This is a genomic window from Pseudomonas sp. S60 (assembly GCF_016647865.1).
Taxonomy (GTDB): domain Bacteria; phylum Pseudomonadota; class Gammaproteobacteria; order Pseudomonadales; family Pseudomonadaceae; genus Aquipseudomonas; species Aquipseudomonas parafulva.
This window is the reverse complement of the sequence record NZ_JACVVH010000050.1, coordinates 1-20,279: the sequence shown is the minus strand read 5'-3', so window position 1 is coordinate 20,279 and position 20,279 is coordinate 1. Positions and strand designations below refer to the sequence as shown.

18 protein-coding genes are annotated in these 20,279 nt (G+C 62.6%); 7 read left to right on the top strand and 11 right to left on the bottom strand.

From position 1 onward, the window contains the following. The first annotated feature begins 54 nt into the window (after positions 1-54). Positions 55-783 (top strand): phosphatase PAP2 family protein, encoded by a 729-nt coding sequence (locus IAE33_RS20645; protein ID WP_201164881.1) that lies wholly within the window; start codon positions 55-57, stop codon positions 781-783. 78 nt (positions 784-861) lie between these two features. Here IAE33_RS20645 and groL read toward each other — a convergent pair whose 3' ends face one another. The 5 genes from groL to IAE33_RS20620 all read right to left on the bottom strand — a co-directional run bounded on the left by groL (position 862) and on the right by IAE33_RS20620 (position 5,501). Then, the gene (gene groL, locus IAE33_RS20640) at positions 862-2,505 is read right to left on the bottom strand and encodes a chaperonin GroEL (protein ID WP_201164880.1); all 1,644 of its coding nucleotides are present in this window, start codon (positions 2,503-2,505) and stop codon (positions 862-864) included. A gap of 49 nt (positions 2,506-2,554) precedes the next feature. Beyond that, positions 2,555-2,848: a co-chaperone GroES gene (locus tag IAE33_RS20635; RefSeq protein ID WP_003251905.1), complete on the bottom strand. Its 294-nt coding sequence runs from the start codon at positions 2,846-2,848 to the stop codon at positions 2,555-2,557. A gap of 273 nt (positions 2,849-3,121) precedes the next feature. After that, positions 3,122-3,586, bottom strand: coding sequence for an FxsA family protein (locus IAE33_RS20630; RefSeq protein ID WP_028635162.1), 465 nt, complete (start codon positions 3,584-3,586; stop codon positions 3,122-3,124). A 67-nt stretch (positions 3,587-3,653) separates the two neighbouring features. Beyond that, positions 3,654-4,385 (bottom strand): HugZ family pyridoxamine 5'-phosphate oxidase, encoded by a 732-nt coding sequence (locus IAE33_RS20625; protein ID WP_201164879.1) that lies wholly within the window; start codon positions 4,383-4,385, stop codon positions 3,654-3,656. Between the two features lie 105 nt (positions 4,386-4,490). Next, entirely contained in the window at positions 4,491-5,501 is a 1,011-nt protein-coding gene (locus IAE33_RS20620) for a DUF481 domain-containing protein (protein WP_201164878.1), read from the bottom strand. 152 nt (positions 5,502-5,653) lie between these two features. Between IAE33_RS20620 and IAE33_RS20615 the strand changes: the two genes are divergently transcribed. After that, complete coding sequence (locus tag IAE33_RS20615; RefSeq protein ID WP_201164877.1) at positions 5,654-6,007, top strand: MGMT family protein; 354 nt, start codon at positions 5,654-5,656, stop codon at positions 6,005-6,007. 43 nt (positions 6,008-6,050) lie between these two features. After that, positions 6,051-7,577: an AmpG family muropeptide MFS transporter gene (locus IAE33_RS20610; protein WP_060482494.1), complete on the top strand. Its 1,527-nt coding sequence runs from the start codon at positions 6,051-6,053 to the stop codon at positions 7,575-7,577. A gap of 52 nt (positions 7,578-7,629) precedes the next feature. On the opposite strand, the gene IAE33_RS20605 is transcribed toward IAE33_RS20610, so the two are convergent. From IAE33_RS20605 to IAE33_RS20595, 3 genes are all read right to left on the bottom strand, one after another. After that, a complete protein-coding gene (locus tag IAE33_RS20605) occupies positions 7,630-8,850 on the bottom strand; it encodes an MFS transporter (RefSeq protein ID WP_060482495.1) in 1,221 nt (406 codons plus the stop codon). A 114-nt stretch (positions 8,851-8,964) separates the two neighbouring features. Then, on the bottom strand, positions 8,965-9,807 hold the full coding sequence (locus IAE33_RS20600) for a mechanosensitive ion channel family protein (protein WP_028635168.1): 843 nt from the start codon (positions 9,805-9,807) through the stop codon (positions 8,965-8,967). A gap of 112 nt (positions 9,808-9,919) precedes the next feature. Continuing rightward, positions 9,920-10,405, bottom strand: a complete 486-nt coding sequence (locus IAE33_RS20595) for a YajQ family cyclic di-GMP-binding protein (protein WP_028635169.1) — start codon at positions 10,403-10,405, stop codon at positions 9,920-9,922. A gap of 101 nt (positions 10,406-10,506) precedes the next feature. Here IAE33_RS20595 and IAE33_RS20590 point away from each other — a divergent pair, with 101 nt between their 5' ends. From IAE33_RS20590 to IAE33_RS20580, 3 genes are read left to right on the top strand one after another with little or no spacing between them, the layout of a single operon-like run. Continuing rightward, the gene (locus tag IAE33_RS20590; protein WP_201164876.1) at positions 10,507-11,424 is read left to right on the top strand and encodes a putative 2-dehydropantoate 2-reductase; all 918 of its coding nucleotides are present in this window, start codon (positions 10,507-10,509) and stop codon (positions 11,422-11,424) included. 37 nt (positions 11,425-11,461) lie between these two features. Next, positions 11,462-13,489, top strand: coding sequence for a sensor histidine kinase (locus tag IAE33_RS20585; protein WP_201164875.1), 2,028 nt, complete (start codon positions 11,462-11,464; stop codon positions 13,487-13,489). A 1-nt stretch (position 13,490) separates the two neighbouring features. Beyond that, positions 13,491-14,057, top strand: a complete 567-nt coding sequence (locus IAE33_RS20580) for a cob(I)yrinic acid a,c-diamide adenosyltransferase (RefSeq protein ID WP_028635172.1) — start codon at positions 13,491-13,493, stop codon at positions 14,055-14,057. A gap of 17 nt (positions 14,058-14,074) precedes the next feature. Here the strand turns inward: IAE33_RS20580 and IAE33_RS20575 are convergent, their stop codons facing one another. The 3 genes from IAE33_RS20575 to secA form a co-directional block, all read right to left on the bottom strand. Next, positions 14,075-15,019, bottom strand: a complete 945-nt coding sequence (locus IAE33_RS20575; RefSeq protein ID WP_201164874.1) for a Nudix family hydrolase — start codon at positions 15,017-15,019, stop codon at positions 14,075-14,077. Between the two features lie 108 nt (positions 15,020-15,127). Beyond that, positions 15,128-16,345 (bottom strand): bifunctional glutamate N-acetyltransferase/amino-acid acetyltransferase ArgJ, encoded by a 1,218-nt coding sequence (gene argJ / locus IAE33_RS20570; protein ID WP_201164873.1) that lies wholly within the window; start codon positions 16,343-16,345, stop codon positions 15,128-15,130. Positions 16,346-16,491: 146 nt separating this feature from the next. Next, complete coding sequence (gene secA, locus IAE33_RS20565) at positions 16,492-19,227, bottom strand: preprotein translocase subunit SecA (RefSeq protein WP_028635175.1); 2,736 nt, start codon at positions 19,225-19,227, stop codon at positions 16,492-16,494. A 342-nt stretch (positions 19,228-19,569) separates the two neighbouring features. Between secA and IAE33_RS20560 the strand changes: the two genes are divergently transcribed. Continuing rightward, positions 19,570-20,025, top strand: coding sequence for a DUF721 domain-containing protein (locus IAE33_RS20560; RefSeq protein WP_028635176.1), 456 nt, complete (start codon positions 19,570-19,572; stop codon positions 20,023-20,025). Positions 20,026-20,279: the final 254 nt, after the last annotated feature.

Genomic DNA, 20,279 nt, shown 5'->3' with positions numbered 1-20,279 from the left:
CGCAGGATAGCGGACAGCAGACAATGCGCGACCTTCTCGCGCCCTGGAGCCGCCATGCAGCAAGCAACCGTACCCCGTCCGATCAATTTCTGGCTGTACCTGGGCATCCCGGTGGCCACCGCACTGGGGCTGATCCTGCTCGAACTGACGTCAGTGGACATGGACCTGGCCACGTTGTTTTTCGACAACGCCTCGGGCCAGTTCATCGGCCGCCACAGCTACCTGCTGGAGAACATCCTGCATGACCGGGTAAAGCAGGGCGTCATGGTGATGGGGATAATGGCACTGGTTGTGTTCACTGCCAGCTTCTTCATCAAGCGGCTGTTCGGCTGGCGGCGTGAACTCGGTTGCCTGGTGCTGGCCCTGGGGCTTTCCACCGCATTCGTCACACCGCTTAAAAAGATCACCCAGGTACAGTGCCCTTGGAGCCTCACGCAATTCGGCGGCACGGAAACCTACAGCAAACTGCTGGAACCCCGCCCTGCCACCGACAAGCCGGGGCTGTGCTGGCCCGGCGGCCACGCCACGACCGGCTTCTGCCTGTTCGCCCTGTTCTTCGCCTTGCGTGACCGCAAGCCGCGCTTGGCCCGGGCGGCACTGGCAGTGGCGTTCGTGGCGGGGTCGGTGCTGTCCCTTGGGCGAATGATGCAGGGCGCGCACTTTCTCTCACACAATGTGTGGACCGCCGTGTTCTGCTGGCTGATCGGCCTGGGGTCGTACTACCTGATTCTCTACCGCCACCGGCCCGTCAACGTGCCAGCCATTGGGCGCGGCGCGGCGTAAGCCCACCTTTGAACGCGCAAAAAAATGCCCCGGCTCTCGCGAGCCGGGGCATTGGGTGCCGCTGGGGGTAAGGCTGGCTTACATCATGCCGCCCATGCCACCCATGCCGCCCATGTCAGGCATACCGCCGCCTGCTGGCTTGTCTTCCGGCAGGTCTGCAACCATGGCTTCGGTGGTGATCATCAGACCGCCGATCGAAGCAGCTGCTTGCAGGGCCGAACGGGTGACCTTGGCTGGGTCCAGGATGCCCATTTCGATCATGTCGCCGTATTCGCCGGTAGCCGCGTTGTAGCCGTAGTTACCCGAACCTTGCTTGACCTTGTCAGCCACAACGCTTGGCTCGTCGCCGGCGTTGGCAGTGATCTGACGCAGCGGCGATTCGACAGCGCGACGCAGCAGGGCGATACCGACGTTCTGGTCTTCGTTGTCGCCTTTCAGGTCAACGATGGCAGCCAGAGCGCGCACCAGGGCAACGCCACCGCCAGGGACCACGCCTTCTTCGACGGCTGCGCGGGTAGCGTGCAGGGCGTCTTCAACGCGGGCCTTCTTCTCTTTCATTTCAACTTCGGTGCCGGCACCGACCTTGATCACGGCAACACCGCCAGCCAGCTTGGCCAGGCGCTCTTGCAGCTTCTCGCGGTCGTAGTCCGAGGAAGTCTCTTCGATCTGGGCACGGATCTGCTTGACGCGTGCTTCGATCTCGCCGTCGGCGCCAGCGCCGTCGATGATGGTGGTGTTTTCCTTGGACAGGATCACGCGCTTGGCGTTACCCAGGTGCTCCAGGGTAGCGGTTTCCAGGGACAGGCCGATTTCTTCGGAAATAACCTGGCCGCCGGTCAGCACAGCGATGTCCTGCAGCATGGCCTTGCGGCGGTCGCCGAAGCCAGGTGCCTTGACCGCAGCTACCTTGACGATGCCACGCATATTGTTGACGACCAGGGTCGCCAGCGCTTCGCCTTCAACATCTTCAGCAACGATCAGCAGTGGGCGACCGGCCTTGGCAACGGCTTCCAGAACAGGCAGCAGCTCGCGGATGTTGGAGATCTTCTTGTCGACCAGCAGCAGCAGCGGGCTTTCCAGCTCGGCAACCATGGTGTCTGGCTTGTTGATGAAGTACGGCGACAGGTAGCCACGGTCGAACTGCATGCCTTCTACCACAGACAGTTCGTTTTCCAGGCCCGAGCCTTCTTCAACGGTGATAACGCCTTCTTTGCCGACTTTTTCCATGGCTTCGGCAATGATCTCACCGATGGAGCTGTCGGAGTTGGCGGAGATGGTACCTACCTGAGCGATGGCCTTGGAGTCGGCGCAAGGCTTGGACAGGTTTTTCAGCTCGGCAACGACGGCAGCAGTGGCCTTGTCGATACCGCGCTTGAGGTCCATCGGGTTCATGCCGGCAGCGACGGCTTTCAAGCCTTCGTTGACGATCGACTGGGCCAGAACAGTGGCGGTGGTGGTGCCGTCACCGGCAGCATCGTTGGCCTTGGAAGCGACTTCCTTGACCAGCTGGGCGCCCATGTTCTCGAAGGCGTCTTTCAGCTCGATTTCTTTGGCAACGGAAACGCCGTCCTTGGTGATGGTCGGCGCGCCGAAGCTCTTGGCCAGTACCACGTTACGGCCTTTCGGGCCGAGGGTCGCTTTTACCGCGTCAGCCAGAACGTTGACACCCACCAGCATTTTCTTGCGAGCGGAATCACCGAATTTTACGTCTTTAGCAGCCATGATCGTTTAATCCTTGAAAATCTTTGGAGTAACGGGAAGTCGGGGGAAATCAGCCTTCGACAACGGCCAGGATTTCGTTTTCGGCCATGACCAGCAGGTCTTCGCCGTCGACTTTCACGGTGTTGCTACCCGAGTACGGGCCGAAAACCACTTTGTCACCCACTTTGACGGCCAGCGCACGTACTTCGCCGTTGTCCAGGACGCGGCCGGTACCGACAGCGACGACTTCGCCGCGGTTGGGTTTTTCAGCGGCCGAACCCGGCAGGACGATACCGCCAGCGGTTTTCGATTCTTCTTCGCTGCGACGGATGACGACGCGGTCATGCAGAGGACGAAGCTTCATTGTCGATCTCTCCCAAATTGTGGTTTTCATCGGCCGGTGTCGACACCGGCGGGTTGATGCTGTCCGGCGCTGCCGGAAGGCTGCTCGCCCGGGGCGAACCGCCTGAGTAATGTCTGGTGTTGCCACCAGAAACCTTGCGGTGTCCACTACATGAGGTCGGCCAATTCGATTACAAGGCTTGGGTTGGAAATTTTTTTACCGGAGGGCAGTAGAAGGCAGGTTCAGGCATGGGGCTGCTGTGCAGCCCCTTCACAGCGGTGTCGGTGCGGCGGGTTACTTGTCGCGGCGCTCATACTCGCCCTCGATCACGTTCGGCCGATGGCCGCCGTCACGGGGGGGCTGGGCCTGGAACGGGTCGTCCTGAAAGGCCCGCTGGCGCATGGCCTGGGCCTCGGCACGCTCGCGCATCTTGCGCGCGGCCAGGTGACGGGTGAACGGCAGCAGGCACAGCAGGCCGAGCACGTCGCTGATAAAACCGGGGATGAGCAGCAGGCCACCGCCCACCGCCAGCATCATGCCCTGGAACATGTCCTCGGCTGGCAACTCGCCACGCTGCAGGCTCTCACGGGCACGCAACGCCGTGGCCAAGCCGGCCACGCGCATCACCAGTACGCCCAGGGCGGAACCGGCGATGATCAGCAGCAAGGCCGGGAAAAAGCCGATGGCAGCGCTGACTTTCACGAAAACGAACAGCTCCAGCACCGGGAACAGAAGCAGCAGCAATAGAAAAACACGCATCAAAGCATTCCTCGTCGGAAGACACCCTTCCAGTAAGACCAACAGATGGATGCGTGTGCTCCGTTTTTCAAGCAGGCGCATCGCAGGCGATTGGCCATTGGTCGGCGCGGGCCAGCAAAACCAAGGCCTCGCGCACTTGTGTCGGCGTATTGCAAATACTCGGGAATGGCAGCCAGTAAACCGCCTGGCCGATGCGCAAGTGCATGCCTTCGCTGTCCACACCGGCCAAGGAGACCGGGGCATGGTTGGGCAAACCGGCAAGCTGCACGTAATGCGCAAGGGCGTTGGCATGGTCACTGTTCATGTGCGCGACCATGCCCGCCTCGGCCTGGCCGACAAACGGGTTGGCGAGGGTTACCTGGTCGAGCCAGTGGATGGCGCCGAAGCCGCCGATATAGCGGTGCCGTACCGGCACCAGGGTCCAGAAGTCGAAGTCATGGGCGCTGTGGTAATCGGCCGCATCCGGGAAGTAGCGGTAGTAGCGCTGGGCGGCGGCGTCGATAGCAGCCTGGTCGAGCAGCTTGTGGGCCTGGGCCATTACCGTCAGGCGCCCAACCGCCTGCACGTCTTGCGCCTCACGCTCACCTACCAGCAACGAGCACTTGGGATCTTTCTGCAAGTTGTGGGTGTGCTGTGCGATGCGGCTGATCAGAATCAGGGGGTTGCCCTGGACGTCCAGGCAATAGGGCACCACCGAGCCGAAGGGGTAACCGGGCATCGACTTGGAATGGGTCGACAACACGCCACGGTATTCCTTGAGCAGCAATTCCCGGGCGGGACGGATGGCATTCTGGCTCACGGCTAACTCCTCAGGGTTGAAGCCTTACACGCTACAAGCTTCGTGCAGCAAGAAAAAGGGGCCATCGCATGGCCCCTTCCCTTCAGGCTTGCAGCGTACGGCGCTTTACCAGGTAACGCCAAAGCCTGCGGTGTAGCGGGTCTTGTCCAGGTCGCTGTCGCGGGTGCCGGTGATGATGTCTTTTTCAGCCTTGAGGTTGAGCGATGCCCATTCGGTAACCTTGTAGCGCAGGCCCATCTCGGCATCCAGCGAGTAGTCGGCCACATTGCCCAGGGGTTTGGCCAGCTCGCCATTGGTGAAGAACTGCACTTTCTTGCCAATCAGGTAGCGGGTGTAATCCCACTTCATCGCAGCCGAATAGAAATTGTCCTTGCCGCCGTCCTGGTACTCGTAATCGGTGCGGTTGAGCAGCGAGCCCAGCGAGAAGGCCCCCAGTTCGTCGTCCCAGAACTGATAACCCGGGCCGGTACCCACGGTGCGCTGGCGGGCCAGGTCTTCGACATGGTCACGCTTGTATTCCAGGCGCCCTTGCCAGAACCATTTCTCGGTCAGGAAACGGTCCAGCGCGTATTCGGCGCTCCAGTTGTCCGTGGTGGTAACGTCATCCTTGGTCTCACGGTTGTACTCGCCTTCGGCAGTATGCCGCCAGCGACCGTGGCGGGCAGTGGTCTTGAAGCCGACGTCATAATCATCGGTATCGTTCTCGGCGCGCTTGTAATCCAGCGCGACGTCGACGTTACCCTTCCAGACCAGGTCCTCGACCACCGGCTTGGGCTTCATGATCTGCTCGATACTGGCAAGCTCCACCGTTTTCGGGGCCTCGCCATTGGCCAGGGTCACCATGCCAGGCTCGGCGGCCTTGAGTGACTTGGCCTTCTCACCGGTGTAGGCGTCCTGTTTGACCAGCAGTTCCTGGTCGCTTTCCAGGGTTTTTACCTGCTTCCAGTCCAGGGCGATGGCGCCGCCGTAAGGCGTTTCGAGCAGCAACTTGCCGCCATCGAAGACTTTGATCTTGCCGCTCAAGCGGTCACCGTTCTTCATCCAGACGGTATCGGCCAACGCGGGCGAGGCGCAAAGTGAGGCGGCGAGCAAGGGCAACAGGGATCTAAGAGACATAAGCGGGCTACGGGTTCGATTTGGCGAGAAAAGCCGGGCATTATCCAGATACCGCCGGCCGGAGCAAGGACAGACCCGACGCTTGCCATTGAGTTCCACTCTCATTTGTAATGCCGCCGGTCCGGTTTCATCTACAGCCCAGAGAAGGCGCGATGTCTGATAGCCCTGCACTTATGACTGAAACTGCAGAACACCGACGAACGGCACTCTATTCAGTGCTGGGCCAAGTGCCACCGGGCAAGGTGGTGAGCTACGGCCAGTTGGCCGAGCTGGCTGGCCTGGGGCGCGCGGCGCGCTGGGTGGGCCGCACACTGTCGCAGTTGCCCGAGGGCACACGCCTGCCCTGGCATCGTGTACTGGCCGCAGGCGGGCGCCTTAGCCTGGCGTCCGGTACGCCTTCGGGGGATGAACAGCGCGCCAGGCTGCGTGCCGAGGGCGTGAATGTGGCCAACAATCGTGTGGATATGACGCGCCATGGCTGGCGCCCGATGGAGCACAGCGGTTAGAGTGCGCGCTTTGTTCTGGAAAACTTGAGGCAGATGTTGGTCCATGCCCCGTAAAACCTGGCGCGCTGCGCTCGCTGCCTATGCCAGCCCGTCAACCCTGGTGCTTTTGCTGCTCGGCTTTGCTGCCGGCCTGCCTTACATGCTGGTTTTCTCGACTCTTTCGGTATGGCTGCGCGAAGCGGGCGTGGCCCGGGAGACCATTGGTTACGCCAGCCTGATCGGCCTGGCCTACGCCTTCAAATGGGTGTGGTCGCCCTTGCTCGACCAATGGCGCCTGCCACTGCTAGGTGGCTTGGGCCGCCGTCGCTCATGGTTGCTGCTGTCACAGATACTGGTGGTGATCGGGCTGGTTGGCATGAGCCTGTGCGACCCACAGCAGCACCTGTCGTGGCTGATCGCGCTGGCGGTGCTGGTGGCATTTGCATCTGCCACCCAGGACATTGCCGTGGATGCCTATCGCCTGGAAATCGCTGATGACCAACGCCAGGCAGCCCTGGCGGCCAGCTACATGGCCGGCTACCGCGTAGCGGCCTTGCTTGCCACGGCCGGCGCCCTGTTTTTTGCCGAGTGGTTCGGCTCCACCGGGTTCAGCTACCTGCACAAAGCCTGGGCGGGCACCTACGTGATGTTTGCAGTCATGATGCTGCCGGCCCTGTTCACCACGCTGGTCATGCGTGAGCCGCCTGTGCCCATGCGTACCCAACTGTCGGCGGCGCGCTACGGCCTGGCTCACCAGCTGGCATCGGTGTTCGTACTGATCATCCTGCTGGTGTCGGTGCCGGCCAGTTTCACGCAGATGTTCAATACCGGCTGGTCAAGCGTGATATCGGGCGAAACCAGCCCGCTCGACCTGCTGCTCGAAGACCGGGCATTCCTGCGCCTGATCCTGTACGTGCTGCTGAGCTGGGCCTGCCTGTCGAGCCTGGGGCGTCGAGGCCTTGCGCCTGTGCTCACCCCGGTCAACGACTTCATCACCCGCTACCGCTGGCAGGCACTGCTGCTGTTGGGGCTGATCGCCACGTACCGCATGTCGGACACGGTCATGGGTGTGATGGCCAACGTGTTCTACATCGACATGGGCTTCACCAAGGACCAGATCGCGAGCGTCAGCAAGATCTTCGGCCTGATCATGACGCTGGTGGGTGCGGGTGTTGGCGGGTTGCTGATCGTGCGCTTCGGCATCATGCCGATCCTGTTCATCGGTGGGGTGGCCTCGGCGGCGACCAATATCCTGTTCGTGATGCTGGCAGACATGGGCCCCAACCTCGAAATGCTGGTGGTGACCATCTCGCTGGACAACTTCAGTTCCGGCATGGCCACATCGGCCTTCGTCGCCTACCTGTCCAGCCTGACCAACCTGAAATTCTCCGCCACGCAGTACGCGCTGCTCAGCTCGATCATGCTGCTGTTGCCGCGGTTGATCGGCGGTTATTCAGGGGTGATGGTGGAGAAGTTCGGCTACCACGATTTCTTCCTGATCACCGCACTGCTGGGAGTACCCACCCTGATCCTGATCGCCCTGCAGTGGCGTCAGGACAGTGCCCGCGGTAAACAGCCAGCCGAGCAGTGAGGGCATGCAGGTGCCCGCCTCGAGGGTTTTTCGCCTGTGAGATCGGGTGGTTTCAATCGCGCCCGATCACCCACCAGAGCGGCCACAGTGCCAGGCCCCCTGCTACGCCGGCCGCCACGGCAAAATGCAGCAGGCTGGCACCCGCTCCGATCATTGCCAACACAGCGCCACCCAGCCCCAGCAAGGCAATGGTGATCATGCCCAGCATGGCCGATACCAGCCCCTTGCTCTGCACGCTGGAAAACAACGTCATGCGGTACAGCACCGCGTTCGCCACGCCCAACCCCAGGGCATACAACGACATCCCCGCCACCACGCTCGGCACGCTCGGCCAGTACCAGGTCGCCAGCACCATCAGGCCCAACCCCGCCAGGTACGGCCATAGCGCCCCGCGCACCAGCGCAGGCAACGGGTAGCGATCAGCGATGTGGTTGATGATCAGGTTGCCAGCAATCAGCCCACCGAACACCGGCAACTGCCACAGCGCATAGGCCAGGGTGCTCAGCCCCTCGTCATGAATCAGCAGCACCGGGGACAGCCCGATCCAGCCGATCAGCGGCAGGCCGACCAGGCCCAGCGCAGCACTGCCAGCAACAAAGCGGCGGTTGGCCAGCAACTGGCCGTAGCCTGCCAGCAGGGGCAACAGGTGAATGGGGGTAAACGCCAATCGCGAGCCGTCGCGGCGCTCCACCCCGAGGGTTTCCGGCATCAGGCGATACAGCAGCAACCACGCCACCACCGCACCGACGGCGAATGCCACGAACAGCCAGCGCCAGTCCAGCCACTGCAACATCAGCGTGCCCACCAGAGGCCCAAGCAGCGGTGACAGCAAGGCGATGTTGGCCAGCAAGGCCATCATGCGCACCGCATCCGCCTCACTGAAAGCCTCGTTCAGCGCGGGGTAACTGACCGTCACCACAAAGCCAAGGCCAATGCCCTGCAGCAACCGCAGCAGGTTGAACAGGCCGATGTCATGCACCCAGAACGTACCCAGGCAGGCCAGGCCAAAGAACGCACAGCCAACCAGCAGCAACGGCCTGCGCCCATAGCGGTCGGCCAGCGGGCCGATCAGCCATTGCAGCACCACCCCACCCAGCAGGTACAGGTTAAGGGCATGGGGAATGTATTCAGGGCTGGCGTTCAGTTCGCCCACCACCACCGGCATGGCCGGCATCACGGCGTCACTAGCCAGGTACGTCAGCAACTCGAACAGGGCCAGCGTCAGGCCGAACAACAGGGCACGCAGGGGGGTTATATAGAGCAGTGGCTTCATGATGGCGCATCGGGTTAGGCAGGAAGGGTCAGGCTATATGCCAGAAATACCCGTATGTTGCTGTGAACAAGTGTAAAGGGTGGGGCCATTGCGCGCCCCACCCTTGATGCCGGGTTACTGCGCAGCCGTTTCCTGCACCACGCGGATGACCCGTTGCGGGAACGGAATGTCGATGCCCTCGGCCTTGAGGCGATCACGGGCCTGCTCGTTGAGCATGAAAATCACGTCCCAGTAGTCCGAGGTCTTGGTCCACAGGCGCAGCGACACGGTGATGGAGCTGTCACCCAGGGTGGATACCACAGCCACGGGTGCGGGGTCGGCCAGCACGCGCGGGTCCTGGGCCAGCTCCAGCAGCACATTGCGAGCCTTCTGCAAATCGGCCTCGTAGTCCACGCCAACGTCGAACACCACCTTGCGCGTCGGCTGGCGGTTGGTATTGGTGATGATGCCGTTGGACAGGGTGCCGTTGGGCAGGATCACGGTCTTGTTGTCACCGGTACGCAGCACGGTGTGGAAGATCTGGATGCTGTCCACGGTACCGCTCACCCCCTGCGCCTCGATCCAGTCGCCGATGCGGAACGGGCGGAACAGCAGAATCAGCACGCCACCGGCAAAGTTCGCCAGGCTGCCCTGTAGCGCAAGGCCGATGGCCAGGGTGGCACCACCGATGGCAGCGACGAACGAGGTGGTTTCGATGCCAATCATCGACGCCACGCTGATGGCCAGCAGGATCTTCAGCACGATGTTGGCCAAGGTGCGAATGAAGTTCTGCAGTGCCGGGTCGTGTACCCGCAGGCCCACGAGCTTGGCCAGCCGGTCGCTGACCTTGTTGGTAACCCACCAGCCAATGGCCAGGGTCACCAGCGCCAACAACAGGCGGCTGCCGTACTCCATGACCATCGGGATCCAGGTGGCGGTTTGGCGGACGAGCTGATCGACCTCAGCGTTCAAATCCATAGTCATCTCCTGACGCCGAGCGGCGATTGCACAATACACCGGGCCGCCAGCCTTTCAGCGGCCCCGGCCCCCATGGACAGCCACAACCGGCCAGGGGTTCCAGCAAGGGAAGTCAGTCGCGGAAGTTGTTGAACTGCAGCGGCATGTCGAATTCCTTGGTACGCAACAGGGCAATGGCCTCCTGCAGGTCGTCACGCTTCTTGCCGGTGACGCGTACTTGCTCACCCTGGATGGAAGCCTGGACCTTGAGCTTGCCATCCTTGATGGTGGCCACGATCTTCTTCGCCAGGTCCTTGTCGATGCCTTCGCGGAACTTGGCTTCCTGCTTCTTTTCCTTGCCCGATGGGTAGGGGTCTTTGGCTTCCAGGCACTTCACGTCGATCTTGCGCTTGACCAGGGCCAGGCGCAGGATTTCAAGCATGGCCTCCAGCTGGAACTCTTCTTCGGCAGTGAGCATGACGGTCTGCTCCTTGTCCTTGAACTCGAAGCTGCCCTTGCCCTTGAGGTCGTAACGGCGGTCCAGTTCCTTGATGGCATTGTCGACCGCGTTCTGCACTTCGTGCTTGTCCAGTTCCGATACCACGTCGAACGAAGGCATGGTTGTTCTCCCAGAAATAAAAGCGCGCTCGGGCTGAAGATGGAGCGCGCTGGGTTTGATGGTTAAAATGCGGGCTCATTATAACGGGTTGCGAAACGCATATGAGCAGCACCTGGCACATTCTCGGCGCAGGCAGCCTGGGTAGCCTGTGGGCTTGCCGGTTGGCGCGGGCTGGCACTGCCGTGCGCCTGGTCTTGCGTGATGGTCAACGTCTGCGCAGTTACCAGCTGGCCGGCGGGCTCACCCTGGCGGAGCAGGACCAGACCAGGTGTTATGCCATACCGGGCGAAACCGCAGACGCAGCAGGCCCCATCCACCGCCTGCTGGTAGCCTGCAAGGCTTACGACGCTGCGTCGGCCGTGGCCAGCGTCGCGGCGCGCCTGGCCCCAGGCGCTGACGTGGTGTTGCTGCAGAACGGCCTGGGTAGCCAGGACGAGGTTGCCGAGCAGGTGCCCCACGCGCGCTGTATTTCCGCCTCCAGCACCGAAGGCGCCTTCCGCGAAAAGGACTGGCAGGTGCGCTTCGCCGGGCAGGGGTTCAACTGGCTGGGAGACCCAGGCAACCCGATGCCTGCAACGTGGTTCGAGGACGTACAGCGGGCGGGCATCCCGGCCGAATGGACACCGGACATCCTCCCCCGCTTGTGGCGCAAACTGGCGCTGAACTGCGCCATCAACCCGCTGACGGTGCTGTACGGTTGCAATAACGGCGGCCTGTTGGGGCACCTGGAGGAAGTGGATGCACTGTGTACCGAACTGCAGCAGTTGCTGCACCGTTGCGGGCAGCCCCAGGCGGCGCTTGGGCTTGGCGAAGACGTGCAGCGCGTGATCCTGGCCACTGCCGCCAACTACTCTTCGATGTACCAGGACGTGCAAGCTGGGCGGCGAACCGAGGTGCACTACCTGCTCGGCCACGCGTGCCGTGCAGCCAGCCGGCACGGCCTGGCCTTGCCCCTGCTGGAACACCTGCAACAGCGCCTGGTCGATAACTTGCGTGCGCGGGGCCTGCCCTGCAATTGACCCAGCCCCTCAACCTGACACGGATACCGCCTGCCCCATGACCTTGCGCCAACGTCTGGAAAACCTGCCCGTCGGGCAGAAGCTGCTGGCGGCCCTGCTGGTCTTGCTGGTAACCATCCTGCTGGTGGCCAACCTCACCTTCATCAGTGCGGCCTACTGGATCACTCAAGAGAGCATGGCCCCGCAGGCGCTGCAGACCATTGGCCGGCTGGTGTCCAACCCACAGCTCGCGGCCCAGGCAGGGGACGACAGCGAATCGGCCAACGCCCTGCTCAAGGAGCTGGACAGCTACACACCGCTGCGCGCCGCCGCCATCTACGGCAGTGACGGGCGCATGCTGGCGCAGCTGCAACATGGCGAGCCAATGACGCTGCCCAAACGCTTTCGCAACATCGACGGCTGGCGCCTGATGGAGTTTCGCAGCACCCAGCTGATCCGCATGCCACGCGAAGCCCGCCCCCCGGCGCACCTGTTGCTGGTGGCCAGCAGCGAGCTGCCGATGGCCTTCTACACCGGCACGCTCAGTGCCAGCCTGGCCATTCTGGTGTTCAGCATTCTGCTGTGGATCGTGATCGCCCGGCAGATCAAACGGCTGATCACCCAACCGATCAACCAGTTGGAAGAACTCAGCCGCCAGGTTACCCGCGAAGAAAGCTATGCCCTGCGCGCCCGGCGAGGCAACGACGACGAGATCGGCAGCCTGGCCGACGCCTTCAACACCATGCTCTCGCGCATCGAGGCCCGCGAGCAGCAGCTCAAGCGTGCCCGCGACGAATTCCAGGATGCCTACGACCAGGCCCAGGGGCTGGCCGAGGAAACCCGGCACACCAACCGCAAGCTGGAACTGGAAGTTCAGGTACGCAGCAAGATCGAGAAAAAGCTCACAGGCTTTCAGAACTACCTGAACAGCATCATCGACTCCATGCCCTCGGCACTGATTGCCCTGGACGAACAGCTGTACGTGACCCAGTGGAACCAGGAAGCCACCGCGCTTTCCGGCACCCGCCTGGATGAGGCGCTGAACCAGGCGGTGTTCATCGCCTTCGCGCCGCTCAAGCCGTTTTTGCCGCAACTCAAGGAAACCGTCGAAAAACACCGTGTGGCAAAGATCGAGCGTGTCACCTGGCAAAAAGGCGATGAACCGCGCCACTATGCCCTCACCTTCTACCCACTGACCGGGGGCGGTGGCCGCGGAGTGGTCATCCGTATCGATGACATCACCCAGCGCCTGTCGCTGGAAGAAATGATGGTGCAGTCGGAGAAGATGCTCTCGGTCGGCGGCCTGGCCGCGGGCATGGCCCACGAGATCAACAACCCCCTGGGCGCCATCCTGCACAACGTGCAAAACATCCGCCGGCGCCTGTCGCCCGAGCTGCCGCGCAACCTGGAACAGGCGCAGGAACTGGGCATCGACCTGACCACGGTCAACCGCTACCTACAAAGCCGCGAAGTGCCGCAACTGCTCGATGGCATTCAGCAGGCCGGTGCGCGGGCTGCAAAAATCGTCACCCACATGCTGAGTTTCAGCCGCCGCAGCAACCGCGAACTGGCGCCCTGCGACCTGCCAGCGTTGATCGACCAGGCGGTGGACATTGCCGGCAACGACTTCGACCTGGCCATCGGTTTCGACTTCAAAGGCCAGGCCATCGTGCGCCAGTTCGACCCGGCGCTCGGCCCGGTGCCCTGCACTGCCAACGAGCTGGAGCAGGTGCTGCTCAACCTGCTGAAGAACGCCGCCCAGGCCATCCACCTGCGCCCGCAGCCCAGCGAGCCAGGGCGCATAACCCTGCGCACACGGCTGGCGCCGCCCTGGGCAGAAATCCAGGTGGAGGACAACGGTGTTGGCATGCCCGAGGCGGTGCGCAAGCGCACGTTCGAGCCGTTCTTCACCACGAAGGAAATCGGCCAGGGCACTGGCCTGGGCCTGTCGGTGTCGTATTTCATCATCACCAACAACCACAAGGGGCAGATGGAGGTGCACTCCACGCCCGGCCAGGGCACCTGTTTCACCCTGCGCCTGCCCCTCGGCCAACCGGCACCCGTGCCGGCCATCACGGAGCAATGACATGGGCTACCGCCTGTCGAAGATCTACACACGTACCGGCGACAAGGGCGAAACCGGCCTTGGGGACGGCCGACGGGTGCCCAAGGACCACCCGCGCATCGAAGCCATCGGCGAAGTGGACAGCCTCAACAGCCAGCTGGGGGTACTGCTCGCAGGCCTGGCCGAGCTGGGGATGGATGAGGTGAGCAGCGTTCTGGCGCCCTGCCAGCATCGCCTGTTCGACCTGGGTGGGGAGCTGGCGATGCCCAGCTACCAGGCACTGACGCAGGCTGAAGTGCTGCGCCTGGAGGCCGCCATCGATGCCTGGAACGAAGAGCTGGGGCCGTTGAAGAACTTCATTTTGCCCAGTGGTTCGGCGTTGGTGGCGCAGGCACATGTGTGTCGCAGCCTGGCACGCAGTGCCGAGCGCCGTTGCCAGCACTTGAATGCCGTAGAGCCTCTGGAGGGTGTAGGGCTGGCCTACATCAACCGCCTTTCAGACCTGTTGTTCGTCGCAGCGCGAATCATTGGCCGCAGGCAGGGGGTCGCCGAAGTGTTGTGGCAGCCTGCCGAGAAGCCAGCAGGCTGACACCAGGGGGCCGCCGTTCAGGCCACAGGCCAGAACGCGCGTATGCCGGCTACCCCCTGAGCCCCGGCTTGCCAGGCCTGCTCACGCTCACCCGGCCCTACGCCGCCGAGCAGGTACACCGGCAGCGGGCACGCCGCGATCAGCCGCTGCGCCTCTTCCCAGCCCAGCGGTGCAGCGTCCGGGTGGGTCTGGGTGGCCTGTACAGGGGACAACGTGACAAAGTCGACCCCCATCTGTTGTGCCAGGGCCAGCTCTTCGGCGTCGTGGCAGGACGCTGCCAGCCACCGGTCGGTGGGGAACGGCCGGCCCTTGGGCGCATATTTGCGCAGCTGCGCCGCCGTCAGGTGCCAGCCCGCCGCAGGGAAGTCGCCCAGCCATTCCAGCGGGCCTTTGAGCATCAACTGCGCCTTGCCGGCGCACAGCCCGACCGCATCCACCGCCACATCACGGTACTTGGGGTCGTACATGTCCGGTGCACGCAACTGGATCAGGCGCAGGCCACCGGCCACCGCTTTCTGGATGCCCTTGAGCAGTTGCGGGACTTCCAGCTCATCGGGGGTGATCAAGTACTGGTCAGGCAGGCGTGCAGCGGCAACAATGGGCCTGTTGGCTTGCGGGAAGTCGTACTGGGCCAGGTCGCGCGGTGCCACCCAGGCCAGCGGCTGGCCCTCGGCGCCATGGGGTTCGCCCTCGAACGCATCGACTTCGCGAACCTCCAGCAGCACGTGTTTGTCGGGGTAGTCGTGGCTGACCTTGATCAGGGGGCGCGAACGCGTCACCCGAATGCCCAGCTCTTCGTTGAGCTCGCGGGCCAACGCCGCCTCGACGCTTTCACCCGCCTCCACCTTGCCACCCGGAAACTCCCAAAGGCCACCTTGGTGCTGGGTGTCGGCGCGGCGTGCAATCAGGATGCGACCATCCAGGCCGCGGACCACGGCGGCTACAACATGAATCCGTTTCACCGCTTACGCTCCACCGGGTTCAAGGCTGGCACGCTGTGTTGAAGAAAGCCCATGGTTCGGCTCCTTTTGGCGTTGAAATGGCGGGGCTGGCAGGCAGCCCCGGCTGTATCAGGTACGGTACTCGGCGTTGATCTTCACGTACTCGTGGGAGAGGTCGGTGGTCCAGATGGTTTCATTGCACTGGCCACGGCCCAGTTCGATGCGGATGGTGATTTCTTCCTGAGCCATCACCTTGGCACCCTGGTCTTCGGTGTAGCTCGGGCTACGGCACCCCTGACTGGCGATACACACGCTGTCCAGGTAGACATCGATCAGGCTGACATCCAGCTCCGGCACACCGGCACGGCCAACGGCGGCGAGGATACGGCCCCAGTTCGGGTCAGAGGCGAACAACGCAGTCTTGATCAGCGGCGAGTGGGCCACCGCGTAACCGACGTCGAGGCACTCCTGGTGGTTGCCGCCGCCATTCACCTGCACGGTCACGAACTTGGTGGCACCCTCGCCGTCACGCACAATGGCCTGGGCCACTTCCATGCACACCTCGAACACTGCCTTCTTCAGCGCTTCGAACAGTGCACCGCTGGCTTCGGTCACTTCCGGCAGGTTGGCCTTGCCAGTGGCAACCAGCATGCAGCAGTCGTTGGTCGAGGTGTCGCCATCGATGGTGATGCGGTTGAACGACTTGTTGGCGCCATCCAGCATCAGGTCCTTGAGCACTGCCGGTGCCACGTTGGCATCGGTGGCGATGTAGCCAAGCATGGTCGCCATGTTCGGGCGGATCATGCCTGCACCCTTGCTGATGCCGGTCACGGTGACGGTGACGCCTTCGTGCTGGAACTGGCGGCTGGCGCCCTTCGGCAGGGTGTCGGTGGTCATGATGCCCGTGGCGGCGTCGGCCCAGTTGTTTTCCGACAGGTTGTCCAGGGCAGCCTGCAAGGCGCCTTCGATCTTCTCTACCGGCAGCGGCTCACCGATTACACCGGTCGAGAATGGCAGCACCGACTCGGCCGGCACACCCGCCAGCTCGGCCAGCTTGGCGCAGGTACGTTCGGCGGCGGCAAGGCCAGGCGAACCGGTGCCGGCGTTGGCATTGCCGGTGTTGGTCAACAGGTAGCGCACGGTACCCTGCACGCGTTGCTTGGACAGGATCACCGGGGCCGCGCAGAACGCGTTGAGGGTGAACACGCCCGCTACGCTGGAGCCTTCGGCGCAGCGCATGACCACCACATCCTTGCGCCCTGGGCGCTTGATGCCGGCAGAAGCGATACCGAGTTCAAAACCCGGAACCGGGTGCAGGGTGGGCAGAGGACCAAGACCAACAGCCATTAGAGCGCTCCTAGACAATAGAGTTGATATCGAAAGACGAGGCCGCTGCTACAGGATTGTCGCGGTTCCTGTAGAAGCGGCCTTGTGTTGCGAGAGGGCCGCAAAGCGGCCCCCCGGATGTTTCAGCCTGCAGCGAACCGGTCAGGTCACTCGATCTGGCCGTGGCAGTGCTTGAACTTCTTGCCCGAGCCACACCAGCATGGCTCGTTGCGGCCCAGCTTCTGGTCATTGCGCACAGGGGCAGTGGCCACGGCCACTTCAGCACCCTCCTCGCTCAGTTGCTCGCTTTCCAGGCCTGGCGCCGGTGCATGTTCGAACTGCATGCGGCTGGCCAGTTCTTCGGCATCGCGACGCAGGCGCGCCTCTTCTTCTTCCGGGTCTTCGCGGCGAACCTGAACGTGCGACAGCACACGGATGGCGTCGCGCTTGATCGACTCGAGCAGTTCCTGGAACAGGGTGAACGACTCGCGCTTGTACTCCTGCTTGGGGTTTTTCTGGGCATAGCCACGCAGGTGGATACCGTGGCGCAGGTGGTCCATGGTGGACAGGTGGTCCTTCCACAGGTCGTCCAGCACACGCAGCAGAATCTGCTTCTCGAAGGTACGCAGTGCGTCGATACCCGCCTGGTCTTCCTTCTCGGTGTAGGCGGTGGTGATCTCGTTGAGCAACTTCTCGCGCAGGGTTTCTTCGTAGAGGTGGTCATCCTCGTCGAGCCACTGCTGGATAGGCAGCTTCATGGCGAAATCACTGGCAAGCGACGCCTCCAGGCCAGCCACGTCCCACTGCTCGGGCAGCGATTGCGGCGGGATATGCTGGCTGATGGTAGCGTCCAGCACTTCCTTGCGGAATTCGACGATGGTGTCGCCCACGTTCTCGGCCGCCAGCAGGCTGTTGCGCATGTGGTAGATCACCTTGCGCTGTTCGTTGGCCACGTCGTCGTATTCGAGCAGCTGTTTACGGATGTCGAAGTTGCGCCCTTCTACCTTGCGCTGGGCCTTCTCGATGGCGTTGGTGACCATGCGGTGTTCGATGGCCTCGCCAGACTGCATGCCCAGCGCCTTCATGAAGTTCTTCACCCGGTCGGAGGCAAAGATGCGCATCAGGCTGTCTTCGAGCGACAGGTAGAAGCGGCTGGAGCCCGGGTCACCCTGACGGCCCGAACGGCCACGCAGCTGGTTGTCGATACGGCGCGATTCATGGCGCTCGGAGGCGATGACATGCAGGCCACCCGACTCGATCACCTGCTGGTGGCGCTTCTGCCAGTCGGCCTTGATCTGGGCGATCTGCTCGGCGGTGGGGCTGTCCAGCGCAGCCACTTCGGCTTCCCAGTTGCCGCCCAGCAGGATGTCGGTACCACGGCCGGCCATGTTGGTGGCGATGGTCAGGGCGCCTGGCGCACCGGCCTGGGCAATGATCTCGGCTTCCTTCTCGTGGTACTTGGCGTTGAGCACCTTGTGGTCGATGCCTTCCTTCTGCAGAAGGTTGGACATGTGCTCGGAGGTCTCGATGGTGGCAGTACCCACCAGCACCGGCCGGCCCAGCTTCATGCTTTCCTTGATGTCGGCGATGATCGCGGCGTATTTCTCGTCTGCGGTCAGGTACACCAGGTCGTTGTGGTCCTTACGCGCCAGCGGCTTGTTCGGCGGGATGACCATCACGTTCAGGGCATAGATTTGCGCGAACTCGAACGCCTCGGTATCGGCGGTACCGGTCATGCCGGACAGCTTGGTGTACAGGCGGAAGTAGTTCTGGAAGGTGGTGGAGGCCAGGGTCTGGCTCTCTGCCTGGATGTTGAGGTTTTCCTTGGCCTCGATGGCCTGGTGCAGGCCCTCGGACAAGCGACGGCCCGGCATGGTGCGGCCGGTGTGTTCGTCGATCAGCAGGACCTGGCCGTCCTGGACAATGTACTCGACGTTGCGGTGGAACAGCTTGTGCGCACGCAGGCCGGCGTACACGTGGGTCAGCAACCCCAGGTTGTGCGCCGAGTACAGGCTCTCGCCCTCGGCCAGCATGCCGGACTGGGTGAGCATTTCTTCGATGAACTGGTGACCGGCTTCGTTCAGCTCGACCTGGCGGCTCTTCTCGTCGATGGAGAAGTGACCTTCCTGGGTGACCTGGCCTTCCACTTCTTCAATGTGCTGGGTCAGGCGCGGGATCAGGCGGTTGATCTCGATGTACAGCTTCGAGCTGTCTTCGGCCTGGCCAGAGATGATCAGCGGGGTACGCGCTTCGTCGATGAGGATGGAGTCCACTTCGTCGATCACGGCGAAGTTCAGCTCACGCTGGAACTTCTCGTCCTGGCTGAACGCCATGTTGTCGCGCAGGTAGTCGAAACCGAATTCGTTGTTGGTGCCGTAGGTGATGTCGGCGGCATAAGCGGCGCGCTTTTCTTCAGGCGGCTGGAAGGCCGAGACGATACCGACCGAGAGGCCGAGGAATTCGTACAGCGGGCGCATCCAGTTGGCGTCACGGCGGGCAAGGTAGTCGTTGACGGTGACCACGTGTACGCCTTTGCCGGACAGGGCATTGAGGTAGACGGCCAGGGTACCGACCAAGGTCTTGCCTTCACCGGTGCGCATTTCTGCGATCATGCCCTCGTGCAGGGTCATGCCGCCGATCAGCTGCACGTCGAAGTGGCGCATGCCCATCACGCGCTTGCCAGCCTCACGGGCCACGGCGAAGGCTTCGGGCAGCAGTTGGTCCAGTGTCTCGCCTTTGGCCAGGCGCTCCTTGAACTCTGCGGTCTTGCCCCGCAGTTGCTCGTCGGAGAGGGCCACCATCTTCTCTTCGAAGGCATTGACGATACTCACCGTCTTGAGCATGCGTTTGACTTCACGCTCGTTCTTGCTTCCAAAAAGTTTCTTTAACAAAGGCGCAAACATATCGGCAGGATCTTCCACACGTAGGGATGGAGGGCGGCCCCGTGAGTCGCCCGTGCAGCCCTGAGGCCGCATGCGAACGAGCATTCTACCCGGAAACGATGGTGAGGAAAGTGGTGGATTCCACGATGCTGGCACAGCGCTTTGGCAGGGGCGTGTCTTAGATTGGGCCATTTTCCCTGAGTTCAAGGTTTGCCGTGATGAAACGTTCAGGCAGCGTGTGGCAAAAGCTTGATTTGCATCATGAAAGCACAAGCCTGAGTGGTCACGGGGAGGCTTGCGAAAAGGCCGTCAGCGATCACAGAGGTGCTAAACTGCCGATCTTGTAACCTCATGCGTACCCCCATGGCCTTCAAACCTTCCTCTGCCCAGCTGCCGTCCGCCCTGCTGCGCCAGGTGCGCCCGCTGCGCCTGCTGTTGAACCAGGCCGAACGCCTGGAGCATCTGCAGCGTTTGCTGGAAAGCCAACTGCAGCCGGCTGCGCGCGAGCACTGCCATGTGGCGTCGTGGCGTGACGGCACGTTGCTGCTGGTGGTGACCGATGGCCATTGGGCGACTCGCCTGCGCTACCAGCAGAAGCGTCTGGTGGCGGCGTTGCAGGCCATGGAGGCGTTCGGCAACCTCAGGCGCATCCTGTACAAAGTGCAGCCGCCGTTGGTGCCGGCCAAACGCGGGAGCAACCTGACGGAGTTGTCGCCCAGCGCGGCCGAGAGCCTGCGTGACACGGCGCAAGGCATCACAGACCCTAAGTTGCGCGCCGCGCTGGAGCGATTGGCGGCGCATGCCCGGGACAAGGGATGATTCGGGGCTGATGTGTCAACCGTCTCTGCGCACAGGTGTCAGCGATGTATGCGGCCTGCGCTGTTTTCGGTATTCCTGGGCTCGACTGACTTAATTCGCAAATCACCCTATTCAAACTTTCGCGCACTTCAGCCAAGCCCAACCAGCGCCCACTCAGATACGCCGCACTATATTCATTCCAACTCGCTGTTGATGTTGCTGTAGATCTTGATCTTGATCTTGATCTTGATCTTGATCTTCGCGACTTCAGGAGG

Excerpts from the sequence above, each read along its gene's own strand:
- IAE33_RS20630 (WP_028635162.1), bottom strand. The coding sequence starts at position 3,586 with ATGCGTGTTTTTCTATTGCTGCTGCTTCTGTTCCCGGTGCTGGAGCTG.
- IAE33_RS20605 (WP_060482495.1), bottom strand. The coding sequence starts at position 8,850 with ATGAAGCCACTGCTCTATATAACCCCCCTGCGTGCCCTGTTGTTCGGC.
- IAE33_RS20590 (WP_201164876.1), top strand. The coding sequence starts at position 10,507 with ATGAGCAGCACCTGGCACATTCTCGGCGCAGGCAGCCTGGGTAGCCTG.
- IAE33_RS20620 (WP_201164878.1), bottom strand. The coding sequence starts at position 5,501 with ATGTCTCTTAGATCCCTGTTGCCCTTGCTCGCCGCCTCACTTTGCGCC.
- IAE33_RS20595 (WP_028635169.1), bottom strand. The coding sequence starts at position 10,405 with ATGCCTTCGTTCGACGTGGTATCGGAACTGGACAAGCACGAAGTGCAG.
- IAE33_RS20610 (WP_060482494.1), top strand. The coding sequence starts at position 6,051 with ATGCCCCGTAAAACCTGGCGCGCTGCGCTCGCTGCCTATGCCAGCCCG.
- IAE33_RS20560 (WP_028635176.1), top strand. The coding sequence starts at position 19,570 with ATGGCCTTCAAACCTTCCTCTGCCCAGCTGCCGTCCGCCCTGCTGCGC.
- IAE33_RS20645 (WP_201164881.1), top strand. The coding sequence starts at position 55 with ATGCAGCAAGCAACCGTACCCCGTCCGATCAATTTCTGGCTGTACCTG.
- argJ (WP_201164873.1), bottom strand. The coding sequence starts at position 16,345 with ATGGCTGTTGGTCTTGGTCCTCTGCCCACCCTGCACCCGGTTCCGGGT.
- IAE33_RS20580 (WP_028635172.1), top strand. The coding sequence starts at position 13,491 with ATGGGCTACCGCCTGTCGAAGATCTACACACGTACCGGCGACAAGGGC.
- IAE33_RS20615 (WP_201164877.1), top strand. The coding sequence starts at position 5,654 with ATGTCTGATAGCCCTGCACTTATGACTGAAACTGCAGAACACCGACGA.
- IAE33_RS20585 (WP_201164875.1), top strand. The coding sequence starts at position 11,462 with ATGACCTTGCGCCAACGTCTGGAAAACCTGCCCGTCGGGCAGAAGCTG.
- groL (WP_201164880.1), bottom strand. The coding sequence starts at position 2,505 with ATGGCTGCTAAAGACGTAAAATTCGGTGATTCCGCTCGCAAGAAAATG.
- IAE33_RS20600 (WP_028635168.1), bottom strand. The coding sequence starts at position 9,807 with ATGGATTTGAACGCTGAGGTCGATCAGCTCGTCCGCCAAACCGCCACC.
- secA (WP_028635175.1), bottom strand. The coding sequence starts at position 19,227 with ATGTTTGCGCCTTTGTTAAAGAAACTTTTTGGAAGCAAGAACGAGCGT.
- IAE33_RS20635 (WP_003251905.1), bottom strand. The coding sequence starts at position 2,848 with ATGAAGCTTCGTCCTCTGCATGACCGCGTCGTCATCCGTCGCAGCGAA.